The 21,669-nt window shown below is 64.2% G+C and carries 33 protein-coding genes; 30 read left to right on the top strand and 3 right to left on the bottom strand.

Going from position 1 to position 21,669, the window contains the following annotated elements; all coding sequences use genetic code 11:
* Positions 1–2 precede the first annotated feature (2 nt).
* From rpsQ to SAC06_RS08280, 25 genes are all read left to right on the top strand, one after another.
* Positions 3–278, top strand: a complete 276-nt coding sequence (rpsQ, locus tag SAC06_RS08400) for a 30S ribosomal protein S17 (RefSeq protein WP_350257849.1) — start codon at positions 3–5, stop codon at positions 276–278.
* A gap of 99 nt (positions 279–377) precedes the next feature.
* On the top strand, positions 378–746 hold the full coding sequence (rplN, locus tag SAC06_RS08395; RefSeq protein ID WP_350257848.1) for a 50S ribosomal protein L14: 369 nt from the start codon (positions 378–380) through the stop codon (positions 744–746).
* On the top strand, positions 746–1,177 hold the full coding sequence (gene rplX, locus SAC06_RS08390; protein WP_350257847.1) for a 50S ribosomal protein L24: 432 nt from the start codon (positions 746–748) through the stop codon (positions 1,175–1,177). The genes rplN and rplX overlap by 1 nt, the downstream gene beginning before the upstream one ends.
* A 2-nt stretch (positions 1,178–1,179) precedes the next feature.
* A complete protein-coding gene (rplE, locus tag SAC06_RS08385; RefSeq protein WP_350257846.1) occupies positions 1,180–1,725 on the top strand; it encodes a 50S ribosomal protein L5 in 546 nt (181 codons plus the stop codon).
* 2 nt (positions 1,726–1,727) lie between these two features.
* On the top strand, positions 1,728–1,913 hold the full coding sequence (locus SAC06_RS08380) for a type Z 30S ribosomal protein S14 (RefSeq protein ID WP_350257845.1): 186 nt from the start codon (positions 1,728–1,730) through the stop codon (positions 1,911–1,913).
* A 70-nt stretch (positions 1,914–1,983) separates the two neighbouring features.
* Positions 1,984–2,382: a 30S ribosomal protein S8 gene (gene rpsH, locus SAC06_RS08375; RefSeq protein ID WP_350257844.1), complete on the top strand. Its 399-nt coding sequence runs from the start codon at positions 1,984–1,986 to the stop codon at positions 2,380–2,382.
* A 12-nt stretch (positions 2,383–2,394) separates the two neighbouring features.
* Positions 2,395–2,931: a 50S ribosomal protein L6 gene (gene rplF, locus SAC06_RS08370; protein WP_350257843.1), complete on the top strand. Its 537-nt coding sequence runs from the start codon at positions 2,395–2,397 to the stop codon at positions 2,929–2,931.
* A complete protein-coding gene (gene rplR, locus SAC06_RS08365; RefSeq protein WP_350257842.1) occupies positions 2,931–3,302 on the top strand; it encodes a 50S ribosomal protein L18 in 372 nt (123 codons plus the stop codon). Before rplF ends, rplR begins: the two co-directional genes overlap by 1 nt.
* A 28-nt stretch (positions 3,303–3,330) precedes the next feature.
* Positions 3,331–4,032: a 30S ribosomal protein S5 gene (gene rpsE, locus SAC06_RS08360; protein WP_350257841.1), complete on the top strand. Its 702-nt coding sequence runs from the start codon at positions 3,331–3,333 to the stop codon at positions 4,030–4,032.
* Positions 4,032–4,217: a 50S ribosomal protein L30 gene (rpmD, locus tag SAC06_RS08355; RefSeq protein WP_350257840.1), complete on the top strand. Its 186-nt coding sequence runs from the start codon at positions 4,032–4,034 to the stop codon at positions 4,215–4,217. The genes rpsE and rpmD overlap by 1 nt, the downstream gene beginning before the upstream one ends.
* Positions 4,217–4,699: a 50S ribosomal protein L15 gene (rplO, locus tag SAC06_RS08350; RefSeq protein ID WP_350257839.1), complete on the top strand. Its 483-nt coding sequence runs from the start codon at positions 4,217–4,219 to the stop codon at positions 4,697–4,699. The genes rpmD and rplO overlap by 1 nt, the downstream gene beginning before the upstream one ends.
* A 139-nt stretch (positions 4,700–4,838) precedes the next feature.
* Complete coding sequence (secY, locus tag SAC06_RS08345; protein WP_350257838.1) at positions 4,839–6,134, top strand: preprotein translocase subunit SecY; 1,296 nt, start codon at positions 4,839–4,841, stop codon at positions 6,132–6,134.
* Positions 6,131–6,706: an adenylate kinase gene (locus SAC06_RS08340; protein ID WP_350257837.1), complete on the top strand. Its 576-nt coding sequence runs from the start codon at positions 6,131–6,133 to the stop codon at positions 6,704–6,706. The genes secY and SAC06_RS08340 overlap by 4 nt, the downstream gene beginning before the upstream one ends.
* A 2-nt stretch (positions 6,707–6,708) precedes the next feature.
* Positions 6,709–7,551: a type I methionyl aminopeptidase gene (map, locus tag SAC06_RS08335; protein ID WP_350257836.1), complete on the top strand. Its 843-nt coding sequence runs from the start codon at positions 6,709–6,711 to the stop codon at positions 7,549–7,551.
* Positions 7,552–7,688: 137 nt separating this feature from the next.
* On the top strand, positions 7,689–7,910 hold the full coding sequence (gene infA, locus SAC06_RS08330) for a translation initiation factor IF-1 (RefSeq protein ID WP_350257835.1): 222 nt from the start codon (positions 7,689–7,691) through the stop codon (positions 7,908–7,910).
* Positions 7,911–7,943: 33 nt separating this feature from the next.
* Positions 7,944–8,057: a 50S ribosomal protein L36 gene (rpmJ, locus tag SAC06_RS08325; RefSeq protein ID WP_017793389.1), complete on the top strand. Its 114-nt coding sequence runs from the start codon at positions 7,944–7,946 to the stop codon at positions 8,055–8,057.
* 132 nt (positions 8,058–8,189) lie between these two features.
* Complete coding sequence (gene rpsM, locus SAC06_RS08320) at positions 8,190–8,561, top strand: 30S ribosomal protein S13 (RefSeq protein ID WP_350257834.1); 372 nt, start codon at positions 8,190–8,192, stop codon at positions 8,559–8,561.
* Between the two features lie 37 nt (positions 8,562–8,598).
* Positions 8,599–9,003, top strand: coding sequence for a 30S ribosomal protein S11 (gene rpsK / locus SAC06_RS08315; protein WP_350257833.1), 405 nt, complete (start codon positions 8,599–8,601; stop codon positions 9,001–9,003).
* Positions 9,004–9,123: 120 nt separating this feature from the next.
* The gene (locus SAC06_RS08310) at positions 9,124–10,119 is read left to right on the top strand and encodes a DNA-directed RNA polymerase subunit alpha (RefSeq protein ID WP_350257832.1); all 996 of its coding nucleotides are present in this window, start codon (positions 9,124–9,126) and stop codon (positions 10,117–10,119) included.
* A gap of 35 nt (positions 10,120–10,154) precedes the next feature.
* On the top strand, positions 10,155–10,667 hold the full coding sequence (gene rplQ, locus SAC06_RS08305) for a 50S ribosomal protein L17 (RefSeq protein ID WP_350257831.1): 513 nt from the start codon (positions 10,155–10,157) through the stop codon (positions 10,665–10,667).
* A gap of 121 nt (positions 10,668–10,788) precedes the next feature.
* On the top strand, positions 10,789–11,550 hold the full coding sequence (locus SAC06_RS08300; protein ID WP_350257830.1) for an ROK family protein: 762 nt from the start codon (positions 10,789–10,791) through the stop codon (positions 11,548–11,550).
* Positions 11,538–12,446 (top strand): tRNA pseudouridine(38-40) synthase TruA, encoded by a 909-nt coding sequence (gene truA / locus SAC06_RS08295; RefSeq protein ID WP_350257829.1) that lies wholly within the window; start codon positions 11,538–11,540, stop codon positions 12,444–12,446. Before SAC06_RS08300 ends, truA begins: the two co-directional genes overlap by 13 nt.
* Before the next feature lie 175 nt (positions 12,447–12,621).
* Positions 12,622–13,065 (top strand): 50S ribosomal protein L13, encoded by a 444-nt coding sequence (gene rplM / locus SAC06_RS08290; protein WP_350259181.1) that lies wholly within the window; start codon positions 12,622–12,624, stop codon positions 13,063–13,065.
* A gap of 36 nt (positions 13,066–13,101) precedes the next feature.
* The gene (gene rpsI, locus SAC06_RS08285; RefSeq protein WP_350257828.1) at positions 13,102–13,593 is read left to right on the top strand and encodes a 30S ribosomal protein S9; all 492 of its coding nucleotides are present in this window, start codon (positions 13,102–13,104) and stop codon (positions 13,591–13,593) included.
* Positions 13,594–13,942: 349 nt separating this feature from the next.
* Complete coding sequence (locus SAC06_RS08280; RefSeq protein ID WP_350257827.1) at positions 13,943–14,851, top strand: class C sortase; 909 nt, start codon at positions 13,943–13,945, stop codon at positions 14,849–14,851.
* Positions 14,852–14,872: 21 nt separating this feature from the next.
* Here SAC06_RS08280 and SAC06_RS08275 read toward each other — a convergent pair whose 3' ends face one another.
* Complete coding sequence (locus SAC06_RS08275) at positions 14,873–15,307, bottom strand: hypothetical protein (protein ID WP_350257826.1); 435 nt, start codon at positions 15,305–15,307, stop codon at positions 14,873–14,875.
* Entirely contained in the window at positions 15,294–15,656 is a 363-nt protein-coding gene (locus tag SAC06_RS08270) for a DUF4190 domain-containing protein (protein WP_350257825.1), read from the bottom strand. The genes SAC06_RS08275 and SAC06_RS08270 overlap by 14 nt, the downstream gene beginning before the upstream one ends.
* Before the next feature lie 130 nt (positions 15,657–15,786).
* On the opposite strand from SAC06_RS08270, the gene glmM reads away from it, so the two are divergent.
* On the top strand, positions 15,787–17,136 hold the full coding sequence (gene glmM, locus SAC06_RS08265; protein WP_350257824.1) for a phosphoglucosamine mutase: 1,350 nt from the start codon (positions 15,787–15,789) through the stop codon (positions 17,134–17,136).
* On the opposite strand, the gene coaA is transcribed toward glmM, so the two are convergent.
* Entirely contained in the window at positions 17,133–18,101 is a 969-nt protein-coding gene (gene coaA / locus SAC06_RS08260) for a type I pantothenate kinase (protein ID WP_350257823.1), read from the bottom strand. The two genes, glmM and coaA, sit on opposite strands and share 4 nt — an antisense overlap.
* Positions 18,102–18,183: 82 nt before the next feature.
* Between coaA and SAC06_RS08255 the strand changes: the two genes are divergently transcribed.
* From SAC06_RS08255 to tsaE, 4 genes are read left to right on the top strand one after another with little or no spacing between them, the layout of a single operon-like run.
* Positions 18,184–19,014 carry an ADP/ATP-dependent (S)-NAD(P)H-hydrate dehydratase gene (locus SAC06_RS08255; protein ID WP_350257822.1) on the top strand — a complete coding sequence of 277 codons (831 nt, stop codon included), beginning with the start codon at positions 18,184–18,186 and terminating at the stop codon, positions 19,012–19,014.
* A 29-nt stretch (positions 19,015–19,043) separates the two neighbouring features.
* Positions 19,044–19,943 carry a GRP family sugar transporter gene (locus SAC06_RS08250; protein WP_350257821.1) on the top strand — a complete coding sequence of 300 codons (900 nt, stop codon included), beginning with the start codon at positions 19,044–19,046 and terminating at the stop codon, positions 19,941–19,943.
* Between the two features lie 44 nt (positions 19,944–19,987).
* Positions 19,988–21,184: an alanine racemase gene (gene alr / locus SAC06_RS08245; RefSeq protein ID WP_350257820.1), complete on the top strand. Its 1,197-nt coding sequence runs from the start codon at positions 19,988–19,990 to the stop codon at positions 21,182–21,184.
* On the top strand, positions 21,181–21,666 hold the full coding sequence (gene tsaE / locus SAC06_RS08240) for a tRNA (adenosine(37)-N6)-threonylcarbamoyltransferase complex ATPase subunit type 1 TsaE (protein ID WP_350257819.1): 486 nt from the start codon (positions 21,181–21,183) through the stop codon (positions 21,664–21,666). Before alr ends, tsaE begins: the two co-directional genes overlap by 4 nt.
* Positions 21,667–21,669 lie beyond the last annotated feature (3 nt).

Genomic DNA, 21,669 nt, shown 5'->3' with positions numbered 1-21,669 from the left:
CAGTGGCTGAAGAAACTACCGGCACCCAACGCAACCAGCGCAAAGTCCGTCGCGGATACGTCACCAGTGACGCGATGGATAAGACCGCGGTTGTGACCTTGGAAGACCGCGCCAAGCACCCCCTGTACGGGAAGGTTGTGCGCAAGTCCAAGAAGGTCAAGGCCCACGACGAAACCAACGAATGCCGCGTCGGCGATCTGGTCCTTATCATGGAGACCCGCCCGCTGTCCAAGACGAAGCATTGGCGAGTGGTGGAGATCCTCGAGAAAGCTAAGTAGAATAGCTTCTCGTTTGTAAAAAATCCGTTCGGCTAGGCTCTGTCCCGGTTCCGAAAGGGACCGGGAAGAGAACCGGCACGACGACAGGAGTCATAAAGCATGATCCAGCAGGAGTCGCGACTTAAGATCGCTGACAACACGGGCGCGAAGGAAATCCTCTGCATCCGCGTTCTTGGCGGTTCCAGTCGCCGTTTTGCGGGCATCGGCGACACGATTGTCGCCACCGTCAAAGATGCCATTCCCGGCGGCAACGTCAAGAAGGGCGAAGTCGTCAAGGCAGTCGTGGTGCGCACGCGCAAGCAAACGCGCCGCCCCGACGGCTCATACATCAAGTTCGATGAGAACGCCGCAGTCATCCTGAAGAATGACGGGGAGCCTCGCGGCACCCGCATCTTCGGCCCCGTGGGGCGTGAACTGCGTGACAAGAAGTTTATGCGTATCGTTTCGTTGGCACCGGAGGTGATCTGATGGCAGCGAAGATCAAGAAGGGCGACCTGGTTGAGGTCGTTCGCGGCCGCACCAGTAACGAGAAGCAACTGGCCGAGCGCAATGCTCGCCGTGAAGCCGAGGGGCTGGCTCCGCTGACCCCCGGTGACAAGGGCAAGCAGGGTCGCGTGATTAAGGTCTTCCCGGCCGAGCAGAAAGTGCTGGTCGAAGGGGTAAACCTGAAGACCCGCCACGTGCGTCAGGGCCAGCAGGGACAGGCCGGTGGGATTACCACCATCGAGGCTCCCATTTCCATTGCGAAGGTGGCCCTGGTGGATCCCGAAACCAAGAAGCCGGTCCGGGTTGGCTTCCGCGAGGAAGTTGTGGAGCGGGACGGGCGCAAGCGCACCGTTCGCGTCCGGGTTACCCGTGGCGGCGCCAAGCGCGGCATCACCGCTGGTAAGGAGCTGTGACCATGACCCCACGTTTGAAGGAAAAGTACCAGAACGAGGTCCGTCCGGCTCTGGAAGAAGAGTTCAACTACGACAACGTCATGCAGGTCGGCAAGCCGATCAAAGTGGTTGTCAACATGGGGGTCGGCGAAGCCGCCCGGGATGCCAAGGTCCTCGAAGGGGCCCTGCGGGACCTGGCTGCGATCACCGGTCAAAAGCCCCGCGTGAACCGGGCGAAGAAGTCGATCGCCCAGTTCAAGCTGCGTGAAGGCCAGGCCATTGGCGCCTCGGTTACCCTGCGCGGCGACCGTATGTGGGAGTTCCTGGATCGTCTGATTGCCACGGCTCTGCCGCGGATTCGTGACTTCCGTGGTCTCTCCCCGAAGCAGTTTGATGGCAATGGTAACTACACCTTCGGTCTGACCGAACAGTCGATGTTCCACGAGATCAACGTGGACCAGATCGACCGCGTTCGCGGGATGGACGTTACCGTGGTCACCTCGGCGACAACCGACGATGAGGGCCGCGCGCTCCTGCGCAAGCTCGGCTTCCCGTTCAAGGAGAACTGATCATGGCGAAAACTTCGATGAAAGTTAAGGCCGCTCGGGAACCCAAGTTCGCCGTGCGCGCCTACACCCGTTGCACCCGCTGCGGTCGTCCGCAGTCCGTGTACCGCAAGTTCGGCCTGTGCCGCATCTGCCTGCGTGAGCTCGCCCTGGCCGGCGACCTCCCGGGCGTGACTAAGAGCAGCTGGTAACACTTACGACGCAGGTCCTTCGGTGGCAATAGCCGAAGGAAACCACGCCGAGGAAGGGGACTAACCCCAAATGACAATGACTGATCCGATCGCAGATATGCTTACGCGTCTGCGTAACGCCAATGCGGCCCATCACGAGTCGGTTTCCATGCCGTACTCGAAGCTGAAGGCCGCCATTGCCGACATCCTTCTGGAAGAGGGATACATCGAGGCTGTCTCTGTTGAAGACGCCCGAGTCGGCAAGACCCTCACGCTCAAGCTGAAGTACTCGGGACGCCGGGACCGCGCTATCGCCGGTCTGAAGCGCGTCTCCAAGCCCGGTCTGCGCGTGTACGCAAAGTCCACCAGTCTTCCGAAGGTCCGCGGCGGCCTGGGAGTGGCGATTCTGTCGACCTCTTCCGGCCTGCTCACCGATCGGCAGGCTTCCGACAAGGGTGTGGGTGGGGAAGTCCTCGCCTACGTCTGGTAAAGGAGCCGAAGAATGTCACGTATTGGCAAGCAACCGATCGTTATTCCCGCGAACGTTGAAGTTAAGATCGATGGCCAGCAGGTCGACGTCAAGGGCCCCAAGGGTTCCATGACCGTCGTCATCCCGTCCCCGATCTCAGTCGCCGTTGAGGGCAACGAAATCCTGGTCACCCGTCCGAACGACGAGAAGGTGTCCCGGGAGCGTCACGGACTGAGCCGGACCCTGATCTACAACAACATTGTGGGTGTCACCGAGGGCTACTCGAAGGGCCTCGAAATTGTTGGGACCGGTTACCGCGCGGTCGCCAAGGGCAAGTCGATTGAGTTCGCCCTGGGCTACTCGCACCCGATCCTGGTTGACCCGCCGGCGGGGATCGAGTTCAAGCTCGACTCGCCGACCAAGCTGACGGTGATTGGCATCGACAAGCAGCTGGTGGGGGAGACCGCCGCAAACATCCGTAAACTGCGCAAGCCGGAACCTTACAAGGGTAAGGGTATCCGCTACGCCGGCGAAGTCGTTCGCCGCAAGGTTGGAAAGGCAGGCAAGTAATGTCTTACGCCGTCAAAGGTAAAGGCAAGGCTATTGGCCGGATTCGCCGCCACAAGCGCCTGCGCAACAAGGTGAGCGGCACCCCGGAGCGTCCCCGCCTGTCGGTGACCCGGTCCAACCGGCACATGTTTGTTCAGGTGGTTGACGACACCAACGCGAAGACCATCGTGTGGGCGTCGACCATGGAACCTGAACTGCGCGCCAGCAGCGATGAGAAGACCGCGAAAGCCCACCGCGTGGGCCAGCTGATTGCTGAGCGGGCTCAGGCTGCCGGCATCACCGCAGTGGTCTTCGACCGCGGCGGCAACAAGTACCACGGCCGTGTCGCAGCGGTCGCCGATGGTGCCCGTGAGGGCGGGCTCACTCTGTGAGCGCGACTGAGGAAAGAGAGAGCAACTGATGGCTGCACCGCAGCGAGGCAGAAATAGTCAGGAAAGCTCCGACCGGGCCGGTCGCGACGGAGATCGTCGCGGCGGTCGCGGGGGTCGCCAGGGCGATCGCCGGGACAACCGTCGGAGTGAAGAACGTAACCAGTACGTGGAGCGGGTTGTCACCATCAACCGCGTGTCCAAGGTGGTCAAGGGTGGGCGTCGCTTCTCCTTCACCGCGTTGGTCGTGGTCGGTGACGGTGAAGGCACCGTTGGTGTCGGCTACGGCAAGGCCAAGGAAGTTCCCGCGGCCATTGCCAAGGGCGTGGAAGAAGCAAAGAAGAACTTCTTCCACGTGCCGATGATCCGTCGGTCCATCCCGCACCTGGTGCAGGGCGAGGCGGCCGCAGGGGTAGTCCTGCTCCGTCCGGCTTCCCCGGGAACCGGCGTTATCGCCGGCGGTCCGGTGCGCGCCGTGCTCGAATGCGCCGGGATCCACGATGTGCTGACCAAGTCGCTGGGCTCGGACAATGCGATCAACATTGTCCACGCCACCGTGGCTGCCCTCAAGCAGCTCGAAGGCCCCGAGGCAGTTGCGGCTCGCCGCGGTCTGCCCCTGGAGCGGGTGGCCCCCACCTCCATGCTGGCTGCTCGCGCCGAGGGCGAAGCCCAGAAGCGCGAAGAAGCTGAGAAGGTCGCTGCCGAAGCGGCCGCCGCGGGGGTGAACGCCTGATGGCTCAGCTGAAAGTTACTTTGAAGAAGTCCACGATCGGCGCCAAGCCCAACATTAAGGACACCGTCCGGAACCTGGGTCTGCGAAAGATCGGCCAGAGCGTGATTCGTGAAGATCGTCCCGAGATTGTCGGCGCGATTCGCACGGTTCGCCACCTGGTGGAAGTTGAAGAGGTGGAGAAGTAATGGCGGATAACCGACGTCACGACCTGAACCCCGGCGAGGGTGAGGTTCTGAAGCTCCATCACCTGCGTCCTGCCCCCGGCGCCAAGACCGCTAAGACCCGGGTGGGTCGTGGTGAAGGCTCCAAGGGTAAGACCGCTGGTCGCGGGACCAAGGGCACCAAGGCTCGCTACCAGGTTCAGCCAGGCTTTGAGGGCGGCCAAATGCCGCTGCACATGCGCCTGCCGAAGCTGCGCGGCTTCAAGAATCCTTTCCGGGTGGAATACCAGGTGGTCAACCTGGACAAGCTCCAGGAAGTATTCCCCGAAGGTGGCAAGGTCACCGTTGATGATCTGGTAGCTAAGCGGGTCGTTCGCAAGAACCAGCCTGTCAAGGTACTGGGCAACGGCGAGGTCACCTTGGCCTTCCAGCTGGAAGTGGACAAATGGTCCGCTTCCGCCGAGGAAAAAATCACCCAGGCCGGCGGAACTATTTCCGCTCGCTAGGACAAAAGTGGGAGGGCATCGGCAACATCGGTGCCCTCCCTTACTTTTACCCGTCCCAATTAAGCGTTGACCCGCCCTACCTAGTAATCTGGCGGGTGGAGCCAAGTTCTTGGCATCGAAACTTACACGAGGAGGAAGCTTGTTCCGCGCTTTCGCCCAGGCATTCCGAACCCCGGACCTGCGTCAGAAGATCCTGATTACCCTGCTGATTATGGCACTGTACCGGCTGGGTACATTTGTGCCGGCACCCGGGGTGTCCTCGCAAAACATCAATGCCTGTCTCACCCAGGCCGAAGGCACCGGCCTGCTGGACATGTTCAACCTGTTCTCCGGCGGCGCACTGCTGCAGCTGTCGGTGTTCGCCCTTGGGATCCTTCCCTACATCACCGCTTCGATCATCATGCAGGTGATGCGGGTGGCGGTCCCGCGCCTGGACGACCTGTACCAGGAAGGCCAGTCGGGCCAGACCAAGATCACCCAGTACACCCGGTACCTGACCGTGTTCCTGGCGATCCTGCAGTCCACCACCATGCTGACGTTGGCCATCAACGGCCAGATGTTCCCCGGCTGTACCTCGCCGCTGATCCCGAACGGGTCCCCGGCCACCTACGCGTTCATCATCCTGGCCATGACCACGGGCACCGTCGTCATCATGTGGTTCGCCGAGATTATTACCGAGCGCGGCGTTGGCAACGGGATGTCTCTCCTGATCTTCACCTCGATCGTCTCCACCATGCCGACTCAGCTGGCCGATATCTGGGCCGGCTCCGGTGGCTGGACCAAGGTGCTGGTGATCGTGGTCCTGATCCTGCTGGTCACGCTCGTGGTCGTCTACGTGGAATCGGCCCAGCGCCGGATTCCCGTCCAGTACGCCCGCCGGATGGTGGGGCGTCGGACCTACGGTGGCACCACCACCTACATCCCGTTGAAGATCAACATGTCGGGCGTGATCCCGGTGATCTTCTCCTCCTCGATCATGATGCTGCCGAACATGGCCGCACAGTTCGCTTCGCCGGAGTCAGGCTGGGCGCAGTGGATCCAGGTCAACATGAACCGGACCTCGCCCTGGTACCTGCTGACTGAAGCGGTCCTGATCCTCGGCTTCGCCTACTTCTACACTTCGATTACCTTCAACCCGGACGAGGTGGCCGACAACCTGAAGCGCTACGGCGGCTTTGTGCCTGGCTTCCGGGCCGGTCGGCCCACGGCCGAACACCTGCGCTACGTGGTCAACCGGCTCACCTTTGCCGGCGCCATCTACCTGGCGATCATTGCCTCGCTGCCGTCGATCATCATGATTCCGTTGGACCTGGCCCCGACGCAGATGCCATTCGGGGGCACCACGCTGCTGATTATGGTTTCGGTTGGCTTGCAGACCGTCAAGGACATCAACGCTCAACTGCAGCAGCACCACTATGAAGGATTCTTGAAATGACAGGAATTGTCATGCTGGGAGCCCCCGGAGTTGGGAAGGGGACCCAGGCGGCCAAAATTGTGGAACGGCTCGGGATCCCGGCCATTTCCACCGGCAATATTTTCCGGACCAACATCAAGGCCGGAACTGAGCTGGGGCTCCTGGCCAAGAAGTACATCGACCAGGGGACGTTCGTGCCCGACTCGGTGACCACCCCGATGGTGGCGGCGCGTTTTACCGCCGACGACGTCAAACGAGGCTTTCTGCTGGACGGCTACCCGCGAAACCTGGCGCAGGCGCACTCTTTGCGTGACATCCTGGCCCAGGAGGGGTTGGCCCTGGACCTGGTGATTGAACTGGACGCTCCCGAGGAGGTCCTGGTCAACCACATGATGAACCGGGCGAAAAAAGAGGGCCGCTCCGACGATAAGCCGGAAGTTTTTGCCCGCCGCCTGGCCGAGTACCGGGAGCGAACCGAGCCGATTGCCACCTACTACGCGGATCAGGATCTGCTGGCGGTGGTCGACGGCGTCGGCACCATCGACGAGGTGACCGCCCGCATCTTCGAACTGCCGGTTTTGAAGGGGCACTAGGTTTGCGGCGTCAGAAGCAGAGTCGGCTCAAATCCCGCACCCAAATCGGCTATCAGCGCGAAGCCGGATTGGTGGTGGCCGAGGTGCATCGTGTCCTGCGCGAGGCCGCTCGTCCCGGGGTCAGTCTGCTTGAGCTGGACCGGTTGGCCTACGAGGCCACCGTCGCCGCCGGCGCGAAGCCGAACTTCCTGCACTATCAGGGTTTTCCCGCCACCGTCTGCATGTCGGTCAACGACGTGATTGTGCACGGCATTCCGGATGAACGGGTCCTGGCCGAGGGGGACCTGGTTTCCTTTGACTGCGGCGCCTACGTGGAGCGGGACGGCAAGCAGTGGCACGCCGACGCCGCCTTCACCCATCGGGTCGGGACGGTCGGCAAGCGCCTGGTGCAATTGGACGAGATCACCGAAAACGCGATGTGGGCGGGCGTGGCTGCGGTTGCCTCCGCCAAACGGATTGGTGACATTGGCGCCGCCATTGAGGACTACGTGGACGAGGCGGGAGCCGGGCTGGACTGGACTCCGGGCCTGATTGAGGGTTACACCGGGCACGGGATCGGCAACCGGCTTCACGAAGAGCCGACCGTTTACAACTACCGGGTTCGCGGCCGCACCGAACAGGTGGAGCCGGGCCTGGTCATTTGCATTGAGCCGATGGTGGTGGCCGGAACAATCGAAACCAAGGTGGCCAGCGACCACTGGGCGGTCCTCACCCGCGACGGAGCTCCCGCCGCCCACTGGGAACACACGGTGGCGGTGTTGGACGAGGGGATTGCTGTCCTGACCACAGCGGACGGGGGAGTGGCCGGGTTGGCCCCCTTCGGCGTCACCCCGGTGGTGCTGTAAGCGTCAATTCTGACGCGAGGTGATTTTCCGCACTTGCTCCCGCTGGGCCTATGGTCGCGGGGTTTCCTCCAGTAAGCTAGATGATCGGGCGTGCTTTCTGACGCCCAAAAACTACCCGAAGAGGACATGCGGAGGATATGGCTAAGAAAGACGGAGTAATCGAGGTCGAGGGACGGGTTATTGAAGCCCTGCCCAACGCCATGTTCCGTGTGGAATTGGAGAACGGGCACATTGTGCTCGGCTACATTTCCGGCAAGATGCGCCAGCACTACATCCGGATTCTTCCTGATGACCGTGTTGTCGTGGAACTCAGCCCATACGATCTCTCCCGGGGTCGTATTGTCTACCGCTACAAGTAAAGACTGCCGTGCGAGCGGCGGAAGGTAACCGTAATGAAGGTTAAACCGAGCGTGAAGAAGATCTGTGACAAGTGCAAGGTGATTCGTCGCCACGGCAACGTCATGGTGATCTGCGAAAACCCACGCCACAAGCAGCGTCAGGGCTAGCCGACGCAGGGACTACTCGGTCCCACCGCACCTCTGCAAATTGGTCCAACCAATTACCCCCGGTTCAGGGGCCGGGGCCGCTCAGCGGAGCCAGAGGTGACCACCCCTGATGAGATATTTATGGAGTGACAGATGGCACGTATTGCCGGCGTTGACCTCCCGCGTGAAAAGCGGATGGAGATCGCGCTTACCTACATTTACGGCATTGGTCGTACCCGTTCCCAGGAGACTCTGGCCGCTACCGGCGTGAGCCCGGATTTGCGCGTCAAGGACGCCACCGAAGAGGACCTGGTCAAACTGCGGAACTACATCGACCAGAACTTCCAGGTGGAAGGCGACCTTCGGCGTGAGGTTCAAGCTGACATTCGCCGCAAGATTGAGATTGGCTGCTACCAGGGCCTGCGTCACCGGCGCGGCCTGCCCGTGCGCGGACAGCGCACCAAGACCAACGCGCGGACCCGCAAGGGCCCCAAGCGCACCGTGGCCGGTAAGAAGAAGGCCTAGTCAGGTCCCGCCCCTCAGCTTGTAGGAGAAAAATCGAATGGCTCAGAACTCTCGCGCGAACGCTTCGCGCAAGCCGCGTCGTAAGGAACGGCGCAACGTAACTCACGGTCAGGCACACATTCGCTCGACCTTCAACAACACCATTGTTTCCATCACCGACCCGACCGGGGCCGTGATCGCCTCGTCCTCTTCCGGCCAGGTTGGATTCAAGGGTTCCCGCAAGTCCACCCCCTTCGCAGCTCAGCTGGCGGCCGAGGCGGCTGCCCGTCGGGCCCAGGAGCAGGGCATGAAGAAGGTTGACGTCTTCGTCAAGGGTCCCGGCTCCGGCCGCGAGACCGCGATCCGTTCCCTCCAGGCCGCCGGTCTGGAAGTTGGGTCGATCCAGGACGTCACCCCGCAGGCACACAACGGCTGCCGGCCCCCCAAGCGTCGCCGCGGCTAGTTTCTTTCGCTCGAGCTCTGAACCGGGGTCCGGTTCAACTCACAATGCTGCATTCACCTCCGCCTAGCGGAATCCGCCCCCCAGGGTCATATAGCGGGCCCTGGGAAGAAAGGAAATAACGTGCTCATTGCACAGCGACCCGTTTTGACCGAAGAGGTTGTGAACGAGAACCGGTCCCGGTTCACCCTGGAGCCCCTGGAGCCTGGCTTCGGCTACACCCTGGGCAACTCATTGCGCCGCACGCTGCTGTCCTCCATTCCGGGGGCCGCAGTGACCTCGATCTACATCGAAGGGGTGGAGCACGAGTTCCGCACCATCGAGGGGGTCAAGGAAGATGTTTCGGAGATCATCCTGAACGTCAAGCAGCTGGTACTGTCCTCGGAAAATGATGAGCCGGTCCTGATGTACCTGCGCAAGCAGGGGCCCGGCGAAGTGACCGCGGCGGACATTGTCCCGCCCGCGGGCGTGGAAGTGCATAACCCCGACCTGCACATTGCGACTCTGAACGAGCACGGAAAGCTCGAAATTGAGTTGACGGTGGAGCGGGGCCGCGGTTACGTTACCGCCGCTCAGAACAAGGATCTGGACGGGAAGAAGTCCCTCATTCCGGTGGACTCCATCTACTCGCCAGTTCTGAAGGTCACCTACAAGGTGGAGGCGACCCGTGTTGAGCAGCGGACCGACTTCGATAAGCTGATCATCGACGTGGAGACCAAGCCGGCAATTGCGCCGCGCGACGCGATTGCTTCCGCGGGCAAGACCCTGGTCGAGCTGTTCGGCCTGGCACGGGATCTGAACATCGAGGCGGAGGGCATTGAAATTGGCCCCACCGTTACCGACGAAACGCTGGCCGCTGACCTGGCCCTGCCGATCGAGAGCCTGAACCTGCAGTCCCGGTCCTACAACGCTCTGCGTCGGCGCGGTATCCTCACGGTCGGTGAGCTGGTGGCGCACTCCGAAGCGGACCTGTTGGACATTCGGAACTTCGGGACCAAGTCCATCGAAGAGATCAAAGAGTCCCTGGCCTCCCTGGGCATGGTGCTCAAAGACTCGCAGATGCCCGGCGGGGCGGATGCCGATGGCGGCTCGATCTTCAGTGACACGCCGGCCATCTAAACTTGTCAACCTCTTTACAGTAATCAGGAGCAATTATGCCCACCCCTAAGAAGGGACCCCGCCTCGGCGGCAGCCCGTCGCACCAGCGTCACATTCTGTCCAACCTGGCCAAGCAGCTGATTGAGAACGGCCAGATCACCACTACCGAAGCCAAGGCGAAGACTCTGCAGCCTTACTTCGAGAAGATGGTGACCAAGGCGAAGCGCGGGGATATCCACTCCCGCCGCCTCGTCCTGAAGAAGCTGCGGGACAAGGACGCCGTCTACCAGCTGTTCGATGAGGTTGTTCCCAGCCTCGACGAGGCCCGCGAGGGCGGCTACACGCGGATCACCCGCGTGGGCAACCGCAAGGGCGACAACGCCCCGATGGCAGTGATTGAGATTGTCACCGAGCGGGTTGCGAAGAAGGCCGTCGTCAAGGAAGCCACCCAGGCTACCAAGGCAGCTGCGAAGCCGGCCGCCAAGGAAGAGCCGACCGTGGAGGAACCGGCCGAAGAAGTGACCGAAGAGGTCACCGAAGCCGAAGAGGCCGCGGAAGAAGCCAAGTAGGCTGACGCATTTTCACGTTGGGGGTGGGGCCGTGGGCCCTGCCCCCAACTTGCGTTTTGCGCCTCAGCTGACCCGACCCAGGTGAGGGCAAGGACCGGACCGAACCAACTACGATGGAGCCATGACCAGTCAACCGGTATTGACCCTGTGCATCGACTGCGGTGGGGGAGGAATCAAAGGCTCGGTGGTGGACCAGTATGGGAACCTGGCCGCCCCCGCCCAGCGGATCCAAACCCCCTACCCGCTGCCGCCGAACCTGCTGGTGGAGATCGTCCAACGCCACGCTGACAATCTGCCCGCCGCCGACCGGATCACGGTCGGAATGCCCGGGATGATCCGCCACGGCCGGGTGATTGCCACCCCGCACTACATCACCAAGGACGGCCCCCGATCCAAGGTGATTCCGGGCCTGGTGGAAGAGTGGAAGAACTTCGACATGCAGTTGGCCGTTCATCAGCAGTTGGGGTTGCCGACCCTGGTGCTCAACGATGCCGAGGTGGCCGGGGCCGGGGTGATCACCGGGACCGGGCTGGAAATGATCATTACCCTGGGAACCGGGCTGGGCAATGCCGTTTTTGATTCAGGCCACCTGGCTCCGCACGTGGAAGTGTCCCAGGGGTTTGTGCGCTGGGGCCTGACCTACGACTCCTACATTGGGGAGCACGAGCGGCTCCGGCTGGGGGACGCCCACTGGTCGCGCCGGGTCCGCCGGATTGTTGACGGCCTCCGACCGATGTACCTGTGGGATCGACTCTACCTGGGCGGGGGCAACTCCAAACGGATCACGCAGAGCCACCTCGAAAAGATCGGTGACGACGTAGTGATCGTGCCCAACGATGCGGGGATCTTCGGCGGTGTTCGAGTCTGGGAATGGCAGGACTGAGCGTGGCCGATCTTCAGCGCCTGCGCCTGGACCTGGCTTACGACGGCACTTTCTTTCACGGGTGGGCCGCGCAGCCGGGCCTACGGACGGTTCAGGGTGACCTGGAGGAAGCCCTGGCCACGGTCTTGCGGCGTCCGGTCCAGCTGACGGTGGCGGGCCGGACCGACGCGGGTGTCCACGCGGCCGCCCAGGTGGCTCACTTGGACGTGAACGAGGCGGAGGCGGGCCAGTTGACCGTCCGCCGCCTCCAGGGGCTCCTGGACCGGCTCGAGGACCGGTACTGGCGCCAGGGGAGTTTTCCGGAGCGGCCCGGTGGAACCGGTGACATTGTCCTGCGAAGTATTACTCCGGTCTCTCAGGAGTTTGACGCCCGCTTCAGCGCCACTGCCCGCCACTATCGCTACCGGATTGCCGACCGGTCCTCCCTCCGGGATCCAGCCAGCCGCTGGTCCACCTGGTGGAGTCCGAGCGAGCTGGATCAGGAGCTGATGAACACCGGAGCCCAGCAGTTGTGTGGAGAGTGGGATTTCCTGTCGTTTTGTCGGCCCCGCGAAGGCGCCACCACCATCCGAACCCTTCGTCACCTGACCGTCACCCGGGACGAGGCGGATGGAACCTTGGCGGTGGAAGTTTCGGCCGACGCCTTTTGTCACTCGATGGTCCGCACCCTGGTCGGGGCGCTGGTCGAGGTGGGGCGGGGGCACCGGACGCTGGACTGGCTGGCAGAGCTGGTGCGCCACCCCTCGCGCCAGTGGGGGGTCCCGGTGGTTCCGGCTCGCGGCCTGACCCTAGTCGGGGTGGACTATCCACCTCGTGAACAGTGGGCCGAACGGGCGCGGGAGGCTCGCCGCCGACGCGACAGTGAGGAATCGGGCACAGTTCCGCCAAGCCTTTGACCCAGTCCCGGTCCCGTAGCTAGACTTAACTCCGTTGTGCGGCCTGCGTTCGGGGCTTCTCCCACTCGCTTCCGACGCGCCCGGGTCACACGCAGCTATCTTCCAGCGAATCCGCTGCTAACGTCCCGCCGGATGGCGGTGGATTCCAACGATGAAAGAAATGAAGGTTTCGCAAGTGCGCACCTACTCACCCAAAGCAGGGGATGCTGACAAGAAGTGGTACGTTATCGACGCCACCGATCAGGTCCTCGGCCGCTTGTCGGCACAGATTGCGGCTATTCTGCGCGGCAAGAACAAGGCGACTTTCGCCCCCCACATGGACATGGGCGACTACGTCATTGTCATTAACGCCGACAAGGTCGTGCTGACCGGCAACAAGCTGGATCAGAAGAAGGCCTACCGTCACTCCGGCCGCCCCGGCGGTCTGAAGTCGGTCACCTACCGGGAGCTGATGGCGAAGAATCCCGAGCGGGTCATTGAAAAGGCCGTCACCGGCATGCTGCCTCACAACTCCCTGGGCCGGGCTCAGGCGAAGAAGCTGCATGTCTACGCTGGTGCCGAGCACCCGCACGCATCGCAGCAGCCGACCCCCTACGAAATCAAGCAGATCGCCCAGTAGTCTCTGGCCGACCGAATCACATACCTGAGGAGAGACGTGGCAGAGACCACCGAAGTAATCGAGCTGGAAGAGGAGAACGCCCCCAGCTCGTACACCAGCGAGACCCCCAGTGCCCCCCAGGGCGCCGGGCAGTCCATCACCGCTCCGGGCGCTGGCCTGGGACGGCGAAAGGAAGCTGTCGCCCGCGTGCGACTGGTCCCCGGTACCGGCCAGTGGAAGATCAATGGCCGCACCCTGGAGGACTACTTCCCCAACAAGCTGCACCAGCAGCTGGTTCGGTCCCCCTTCGTCCTGCTGGACGTGGACGGGCGCTTTGACGTGATCGCTCGCATTGGCGGCGGCGGCATCTCCGGCCAGGCCGGGGCCCTGCGGATGGGTATTTCCCGCGCCCTGAACGAGATTGATCGCGACGCGAACCGCGCCACCCTGAAGAAGGCTGGCTTCCTGACCCGCGACTCGCGCGCGGTGGAACGCAAGAAGGCCGGCCTGAAGAAGGCCCGCAAGGCCTCGCAGTACTCCAAGCGCTAAATTGGCGCCAGCAAGGCCCCCACACATCGGTGAGGGGGCCTTTTGCTGTCCCCGGGCAGGCGGGGGAGACCGCGGTTGTGGTGGCGATCAGCCCAAACCGATGGTTGCAGGGGCAATGCGGCCTGGACCTGCGAAGACTACTAATTAGGCACAAGGGCATGATTAATTCGTTGACAACGATGGTCGCAAATGTCTAGGTGAGTGGTCCATTATGTTTGGGACTCGACTGGCGGCGGCTCCGGTCCTAACCTCTCTGGACCCTATTGTCGAGGCCACGTTCCGGGCGGGCGGGGCCAGTCGGTAGGATAGGTTCGACAGCGCCCCGGCGAAGGAGACTCCGATCCCAACTTTGACAGCACCCACCCACGTGGCCGGCCCGCCCCGGTTGCGGCGTCCGTGGAAGTTCAATTGGACTGCCACCCTGATCGTGCTGATGGGTCTGATTGGGGTGGGGGTGCTGATGTACCCGAGCACGGCGGCCTGGTGGTCCCAGTACCATCAGTCGCAACTAATCGGCAGCTACAACCAGAGTGTGCTGCAGGAGCCGTATCCCCACAATGAGGACAGACTTGCCGAGGCGCACGCCTACAACCAGGCGCTGACCAGCGGCGCCCTGACGGTGGGGGAGCACAAGCCGACCACTGACGGCTCAGCCAATCCAACCTTCGACTACTGGCACCTGTTGTCCGAGCCGGACGTTCCGCTGGGGCGCATCCTGTTCCCAGCCGCCGAGGTTGATCTGCCGATCTACCACGGGACGAGCGACGAAGTCCTGCTGAAGGGCGTTGGACATCTGGAAGGGACCGCGTTGCCGGTGGGCGGAGCCGACACCCACGCCGTGCTGGCTGCACACCGGGGCTTGGCCTCGGCCACCATGTTTGACCACCTGGATCAGGTGCAGGTCGGCGACACCTTCACCGTGCAGGTGCTCGGGGAGGTGCTGACCTATCGAGTGGTCAGCACTCAGGTGGTGAAACCCGAAGATACAAAAACCATTGCCCCCCAGCCGGGGCGCGACCTGATCACGCTGGTGACCTGCACCCCGTTGGGAATCAACACTCATCGGGTGCTGGTGACCGGGGAACGGGTGATGCCCACCCCCGCCGAGGAGGTGGACCGCGCCCTGAACAACTCAGATTTGCCCGGCTTCCCCTGGTGGGCGGTCATTTTGGGCGCAGCTGTAATCGGGGGCGGGCTGTTGATTTGGCGCTCCGGCTACCCGCCAAAGTCAAAGCCCAGCCGGAAAACACAGTCGTAGAGCTCGGGGCCCAAAAGCGGACTAGTTGTCCCCGGATTGGGGTGAGCCCAGCAGATCGCTGACCTGCTGGCGAGCCTCAGCCAGGTCCCGTTGGTCGCGGCGCAAACTGGTGGTCGACTGAGCTGTCTTGTTCGAGTCGCGCACCTCCTGGACCGTGAACGGTTGGCCTTCCCCGGCCTGAGAGAACAGGCCCTGATAGTCCAGCACGATCCGGGTGATCTTCCCCCGCAAGCGGTTGGCCGCCTCGTCCGCGTCCGGGTGTCCCTCCGCCTCCAGCAGGGTGGCGTCGGCCTTCGTCAGCTCAGAAGCCAGGTTGTCAGCGGCGGTCTGCCATTCGACCGCCTGAGATTCGGTTCGGCCCGATGTGAGCGAGAGGACCCCGGTGGTGCCGCCAATCAGGGCGAGCACCAGGACGCCGAGTCCGAACCAGAGCCATCCGCGCTTACCCCGTGGCAAGGGCGGCTCCCATAATCGAGAAGAAGAAGATGAAGGCCAAAATGATGGCCACCAGGTAGACGGCGCCCAGGACGATTCCGGCGATGGCGAACCCGCGTCCGCTGTAGCGACCGTCGGCGGTTCGGTTGAGGCCGATGATTCCGAAAATGATGGCGATGATGTTGAACCCAAGGATGCCGAGCACCAGGGCTGCCACCGAGAAACCGTCTGTTGGCGGTGTCACCGGCAGATAGGCGTAGGTCTGCGGCTGGGCGTACCCCGCTGGCGGGTACGGAGGGGGTGAGGGGTAGGTGGGCTGCTGGGGGGTGGGTGCCTGGGGCGGGAGGCCCTGATTAGTCGGGTCAGTCAATTCGTTCACCTTGCCTGGTCAGCGGACGGTGATCGCGGGTTTTCCGGGGGCCGCGCCGCTCTCGTCGCTATAATGTTACCGGTTGGCGCTCCTGCGCCACCAGCAGGGACCAATGTGAGGAGACAAACCTATGGCCCGACTATTTGGCACAGACGGCGTGCGGGGACTGGCAAACCGAACCATCACCGCCCAATTGGCCGTTCACCTGGGAGAGGCTGCCGGTCGGCGCCTGGCGGGGGAACGGAAGCCGGACGGATCCAAGCCTCGTGCGGTCATTGGGCGCGACACGCGCGTCTCCGGTGAGTTCCTCGACTGTGCGATTGCGGCGGGCCTGGCGGCCGCCGGCGTCGATGTGGTCCGCGTCGGGGTGGTGGCCACGCCGACCGTGGCTTTCCTCTCCGCTCACGAGCCTGACATTGACCTCGGGGTGATGATCTCCGCCTCGCACAACCCGATGCCGGACAACGGGATCAAGTTCTTTGCCCACGGGGGCTTCAAACTGGACGACTCAATCGAAGACGAAATTGAGGCTCTGCTTGGGCAGGACTGGGAGCGCCCGGTTGGGGCCGACGTCGGGGAAATCTGGGAGGACCCGGAACTGGCAGAGAAAACCTACGTCGAGCACCTGGTGCGCGCGTGCGGCGCCAACCTGGCGGGCCTCCGGATTGCGGTGGACTGCGCCAACGGGGGTGCCTCTCGGCTCGGCCCGGAGGCGCTGCGGGCGGCCGGGGCCGACGTGGTCGTCATCAACGCCTCGCCTGACGGTCGCAACATCAACGACGCGTGCGGCTCCACCCACCCCGAGCAGCTGCAGGCCATCACCGTGTCGGCCGCCGCCGATTTCGGGGTGGCTTACGACGGCGATGCGGATCGCTGCCTGGCGGTGGATGCGGCCGGGAACCTGGTCGACGGGGACCAGATCATGGGGGCGCTGGCCCTGGACCTGAAACGGCAGGGAAAACTGCACGACGACACCCTGGTGGTAACCGTGATGAGCAACCTGGGGTTGCTGCTGGCGATGAAGGAACTGGGGGTGAAGACAGTCCAAACCGCAGTGGGGGACCGCTACGTCCTTGAGGCCATGCTGGAGGGCGGCTACTCCCTCGGTGGGGAGCAGTCCGGGCACGTGATCGCCTCGGCCCACGCCACCACTGGGGATGGAATCTTGACCTCGCTGCTGCTGGCTCGGGTGATCAAAGAGTCGGGTAGGTCGCTGGCTGAGCTGGTGGCCGACATTCCGCGCCTGCCCCAAACTCTGATCAACGTCCCGGGGGTCGACCGCCAGCGGGTGGACGATCCCGGCTTGCAGGCCCGCGTGCGCGAGGTGGAAGCCGACCTGGGCGACACCGGGCGGGTGCTGCTGCGCCCCTCCGGGACCGAGCCGGTGGTCCGGGTGATGGTGGAAGCCGCCACCCAGGACCAGGCGGACGAGGCGGCCAACCGCCTGGTGGAGGCGGTCCGGGAACACCTGGCGCTCTAGATTTTCCGCAGGAATGTGCGGGCCACTCGGTGCGATGCGTCCTTATGGAGCACCAGGGTGGCCCGCGATTTCGTTGGCGCAATGTTGTCAACCAGGTTCGGCAGGTTGGTGCTCCGCCAAATGCCGCGCGCCGTGCTGATCGCTTCCGCGTCCGACAGGTCCGCGTAGGTGTGGAAGTACGAGTGCGGATCCGTGAACGCGGACCCGCGCAGTTGCAGGAACCGGTTTACGTACCATTCCTCAATGTTGTGCACCTCCGCGTCGACGAAAATGCGGAAGTCAAAGTAGTCAGCCAGGGACACCCCGGGCGTGTCCGGTCCGACCCGGGCCGGCTGGAACACGTTCAGTCCTTCGACGATCAAAATGTCCGGGCGGCGAACCACGATCTGTTCGCCCGGGACGATGTCGTAGGTGACGTGGGAGTAGACGGGGGCGGTGACCTCTTCGGCCCCGCTCTTGATTTCGGCGACGAACTTCAGCAGGGCGGCCCGGTCGTAGGACTCGGGGAAGCCTTTGCGCTGCATCAGGCCGCGAGCCTGCAACTCCGCGTTGGGGAACAGGAACCCGTCAGTGGTGACCAGTTCGACCTGCGGGGTCCGGGGCCAGCGGGAGAGCAGTAGCCGCAGTAGGCGGGAGACCGTGGACTTGCCGACCGCCACCGAGCCGCCGACACCAATTACGAACGGGGTGGGTGGGCGGGCCGGCCCCCGCAGCAACGTGCGCTGCTGCATTCCGATCCGCCGGATCCCGTCGACGTACAATTGGAGCACCGCTGAAAGTGGCCGATAAATGGCGTCCACTTCCGCCAGGTCGATTGGGTCCCCCAGGGAGGCAATCCGCTCGACGTCCTCTTCGGTCAGCGGGAGGGGGGTCCGGGTCGCCAAACTGGCCCACTGGGCTCGGGTAAACTCCTCGAAAGGAGCTACCGGGGCTCGTCCCCCGGGGATTTCGTCGACAAATTCCACCCTCATATTGTGCCCTTAGCGTCCCGAATCCGAAAACTGGGTTCAGGGGGTGGCCGACTCGGGGAGAAAGGGAGCGTTTCTGATGAACCGAGTTCTGAGTGCGGGTGAGGTGGCCGACCTGCTGCCCGAGCCGACCGAGGCCGACCACAAGTACACCCGCGGGACGGTCACGCTGGTGACCGGCTCCTCGACCTATCCGGGGGCGGGGGTACTTTCGGTTGGGGGAGCGCTCGGGGCGGGGGCCGGGTTTGTTCGATTTGCCGGCTCCGAGCGGGCCGCCGACCTGGTGCTGTCCCGGTTTCCCGAGGTGGTGCTGGCACCCGGGGGTGCCGACGCGCTGGTGATCGGTTGCGGCTGGGATGAGAGTTTGCGGGATCCGGCTCGCCAAGCGCTGGCGGAGCACGCGGGCCCGGTGGTGCTCGATGCGGGGGCGCTGCTGGACCGGGGACTGCGGGCCGAGGTGGGTACCCCCGCGGTACTCACCCCGCACCCGGGGGAGGCGCGCCGGCTGTGGGAGCAGGTGGGTGGGGGCGGGCCCCTGCCGACTGACCTGACCGAGGCGGCCCGGGCTTTGTCGGGGGCCACCGGCTCGACCGTGGTCCTCAAAAGTGCGCGCACCCTGGTGGCCACGCCGGACCGGGTCTGGGAATACCGGGCGCGCACCGCCTGGCCCGGGGTGGCAGGGGCGGGGGACGTCCTGGCCGGGGTGATCGGGTCGGTGCTGGCCCGTCATTGGCAGGCCCAAACGACTGCTAATCTGGGGGATGTTGTCGCTGCGGCCGTCTGGCTCCACGGGGAGGCGGGCGCGCATGCCGCCGGGCTCACCTCGGCGGGGGCACCGACCCACCCAATCCGGGCCAGCGACATCATCCGAGGGTTGGCTCCCGCCTGGCAGAGCCTGCCGCGGGGGTGAGCAGACCAACCTAGTTGCAGAAAGGCGCGGTGCGCGTGGACCTGCTGATTGCGATCCTTCCCTCCCTCCTCTTTGGGCCCCTGGCCATCATCATCATGTACCTGGGTGGGGACAACCGGCAGCAGACGCTGGGGGAGATCAGCGGCGGCTTCCTGGTGGCCCTGGTTTCGGTTCCGTTCTTTGCGGCCGGGCTGACCTGGCAGGCAGCCCTGATTGGATTTGTGGCCGGCATCCTGCTGGCCATCGGGATCCACTATCAGATCCAGTCCTTCTACCACGTGGGGGTTTCGCGCGCGATGCCGATCTCCACGGCCGGCCAGATCGTGGTCCTCTCGGTGATGGGAATCATCATGTTCGCGGAGTGGCGCCGGCCCGGAGCGCTGCCGGTGGGACTGGCCGGGGTGGCCCTGGTAACCCTCGGCGTGGTCCTGGCGAACTGGTCGGATCGGCGGGAAGTTCGCGCCACCGACCTGCATTGGGGCCGGGGCCTGCTGGCGCTCGCCATCTCAACTTTTGGGCTGACCAGCTACATTCTGCTGCTGCGCTACTACTCGGTCGATCCGCTGCAGGTGTTCCTCCCGCTGATTGGCGGGTCCTTGGCGGGGGCGCTGGTGCTCACCTCCCCGCGTTTCACGCCCGAGTTGGGCCCGGTCGACACCCGCTGGTCCATCAACACGGTGCGCCAGATGATCCCGGGGGTTCTCTGGGGCCTGGGTGTGATCGTCATGCAGGTGTCCATCGCCCGGGTCGGGGTGGCCACCGGGTTCACCCTCTCTCAGCTCGGGGTGATCATCTCCGCGGCCGGGGGCGTGATTATCTTGAAGGAGCGTCGCACCCGGCGGGAGCTGTGGCTGATGACGCTGGGGATCGCGCTGCTGATCGGCGGAGCGGTGCTGGTGGGAGTGGCCAAAGCTCTGGACGCAGGCTGAGCTGACCGGGGCCCGCCACGCCCCCGAGGTCTACAATGGTCCCCGTGACTAACAGCGGCAGTGATCATTTCCCAGGCCAAATTGACGTGGATCTAGCGGCAATCCGGCATAACCTGCGCACGTTGCAGCAGCGGGCCCGCGGCTCCCAGCTGATGGCCGTGGTCAAAGCGGATGCTTACGGCCATGGCCGCGGACCGGTGGCCCTGGCCGCCTACGAGGCGGGGGTGCGCTGGTTCGGCGTCAGTCAGGTGAACGAAGCCCTCAAACTGGTGGCCGAGCTGACCGGGGCCGGGGTGCGGGACGCCCGGGTGTTTGCGTGGCTGGCCGCCCCCAATCAGGACTGGGAGGCCGCCCTGTCTGCGGGGCTCCACCTGTCCGCCTCGTCCACGTTTACCTTGGAATCGATTGCGGCCGCCGCTCAAACCCTGGCGTTGACCGCCCCCATCCACCTCAAAGTTGACGTGGGCATGGGCCGAGGCGGCGCGCGGGGGGACGACTTCGCCCACCTGGCCCTGGTGGCGGCCCGGCTGGAAGCCGAGGGGCTCATCACCGTGGAGGGGATCTGGTCGCACCTGCCGGAGGCCGACGACATCACGGAGGCCGGACACGAAACCATGGCCGGGCAGGTGGCCAGGTTCGAGCGGGCGCTCGCCCAGGCCCGGGAGGCCGGTCTGGAGCCGGAACTGCGCCACCTGGCGGCCACCTCGGGCACCCTCTGGTACCCCGAAACCCACTACGATCTGGTCCGGGTTGGGATCGGAATGTACGGCCTCAGCCCCAATCCGCAGGTGGCGTCCAGCGCCGACCTGAACCTGCGCCCCGCCCTCAGCCTGGGTGCGCCCGTGATCCTGGTCAAACGGTTGCCGGCCGGGGCCGGGGTTTCCTACGGGGCCACCTGGCGGGCGGAGCGGCCCCACTGGGTTGGACTGGTTCCCCTCGGCTACGCCGACGGCATTCCCCGACACGGCTCCAACTCGGCACCCGTCACCGTCCAAACGGTTGATGGCCCGTTCCTCAGCCAAATCCTGGGGCGCGTCTGCATGGATCAGGTGGTGATCAGCCTGGGGGAGGGCGACGAGCCCGCGGCTCGCGTCGGCGACTGGGCGGTCCTGATCGGGTCCGGTCCGGGCGAACCGAGCGCTGACGAGTGGGCGCGGGCCTGCGGAACCATCAACTACGAAATTGTCACCCGGCTGGCGCCGACAATTTCTCGGCACTATCACCAGGAGGACCAGCCGTGACAACTTGGATCAGCGAAGGGGCCGAACAGACCCGCGAGCTGGGCCGGCGCCTCGGGCGGATGCTGCGCGCCGGCGACCTGGTGCTGCTGCACGGTGACCTGGGGGCGGGCAAGACCACCTTCACCCAGGGGCTGGCGGAGGCGCTTGGCGTTCGGGGCCCGGTGGTTTCCCCCACCTTCATTGTGGCGCGGATTCACGAGTCGGCCGGTGACGGGCCCGACCTGATCCACGTCGACGCCTATCGGATCCAGGACGAGCTGGATCTGGAGACGCTGGATTTGGACACCTCGCTGGCCGATTCGGTGACGGTGGTCGAATGGGGCGCAGGGAAGGCTGAGGTGCTGAGCGAGGATCGCTTGGAGATCGACTTCCTGGCCGAGGCGGCCACCCAGGACTGGACGGTGGCGGCAGACGAACGCCGAGTACTCACCCTGAAGCCCGTGGGGGCCGACTGGGCAGAGCGGCTCGCGAAGGAGAACTAACCC

Source organism: Scrofimicrobium sp. R131, assembly GCF_040256745.1.
GTDB classification, from domain to species: Bacteria; Actinomycetota; Actinomycetes; order Actinomycetales; family Actinomycetaceae; genus Scrofimicrobium; species Scrofimicrobium appendicitidis.
This window is presented reverse-complemented; position numbering and strand designations above follow the sequence as displayed.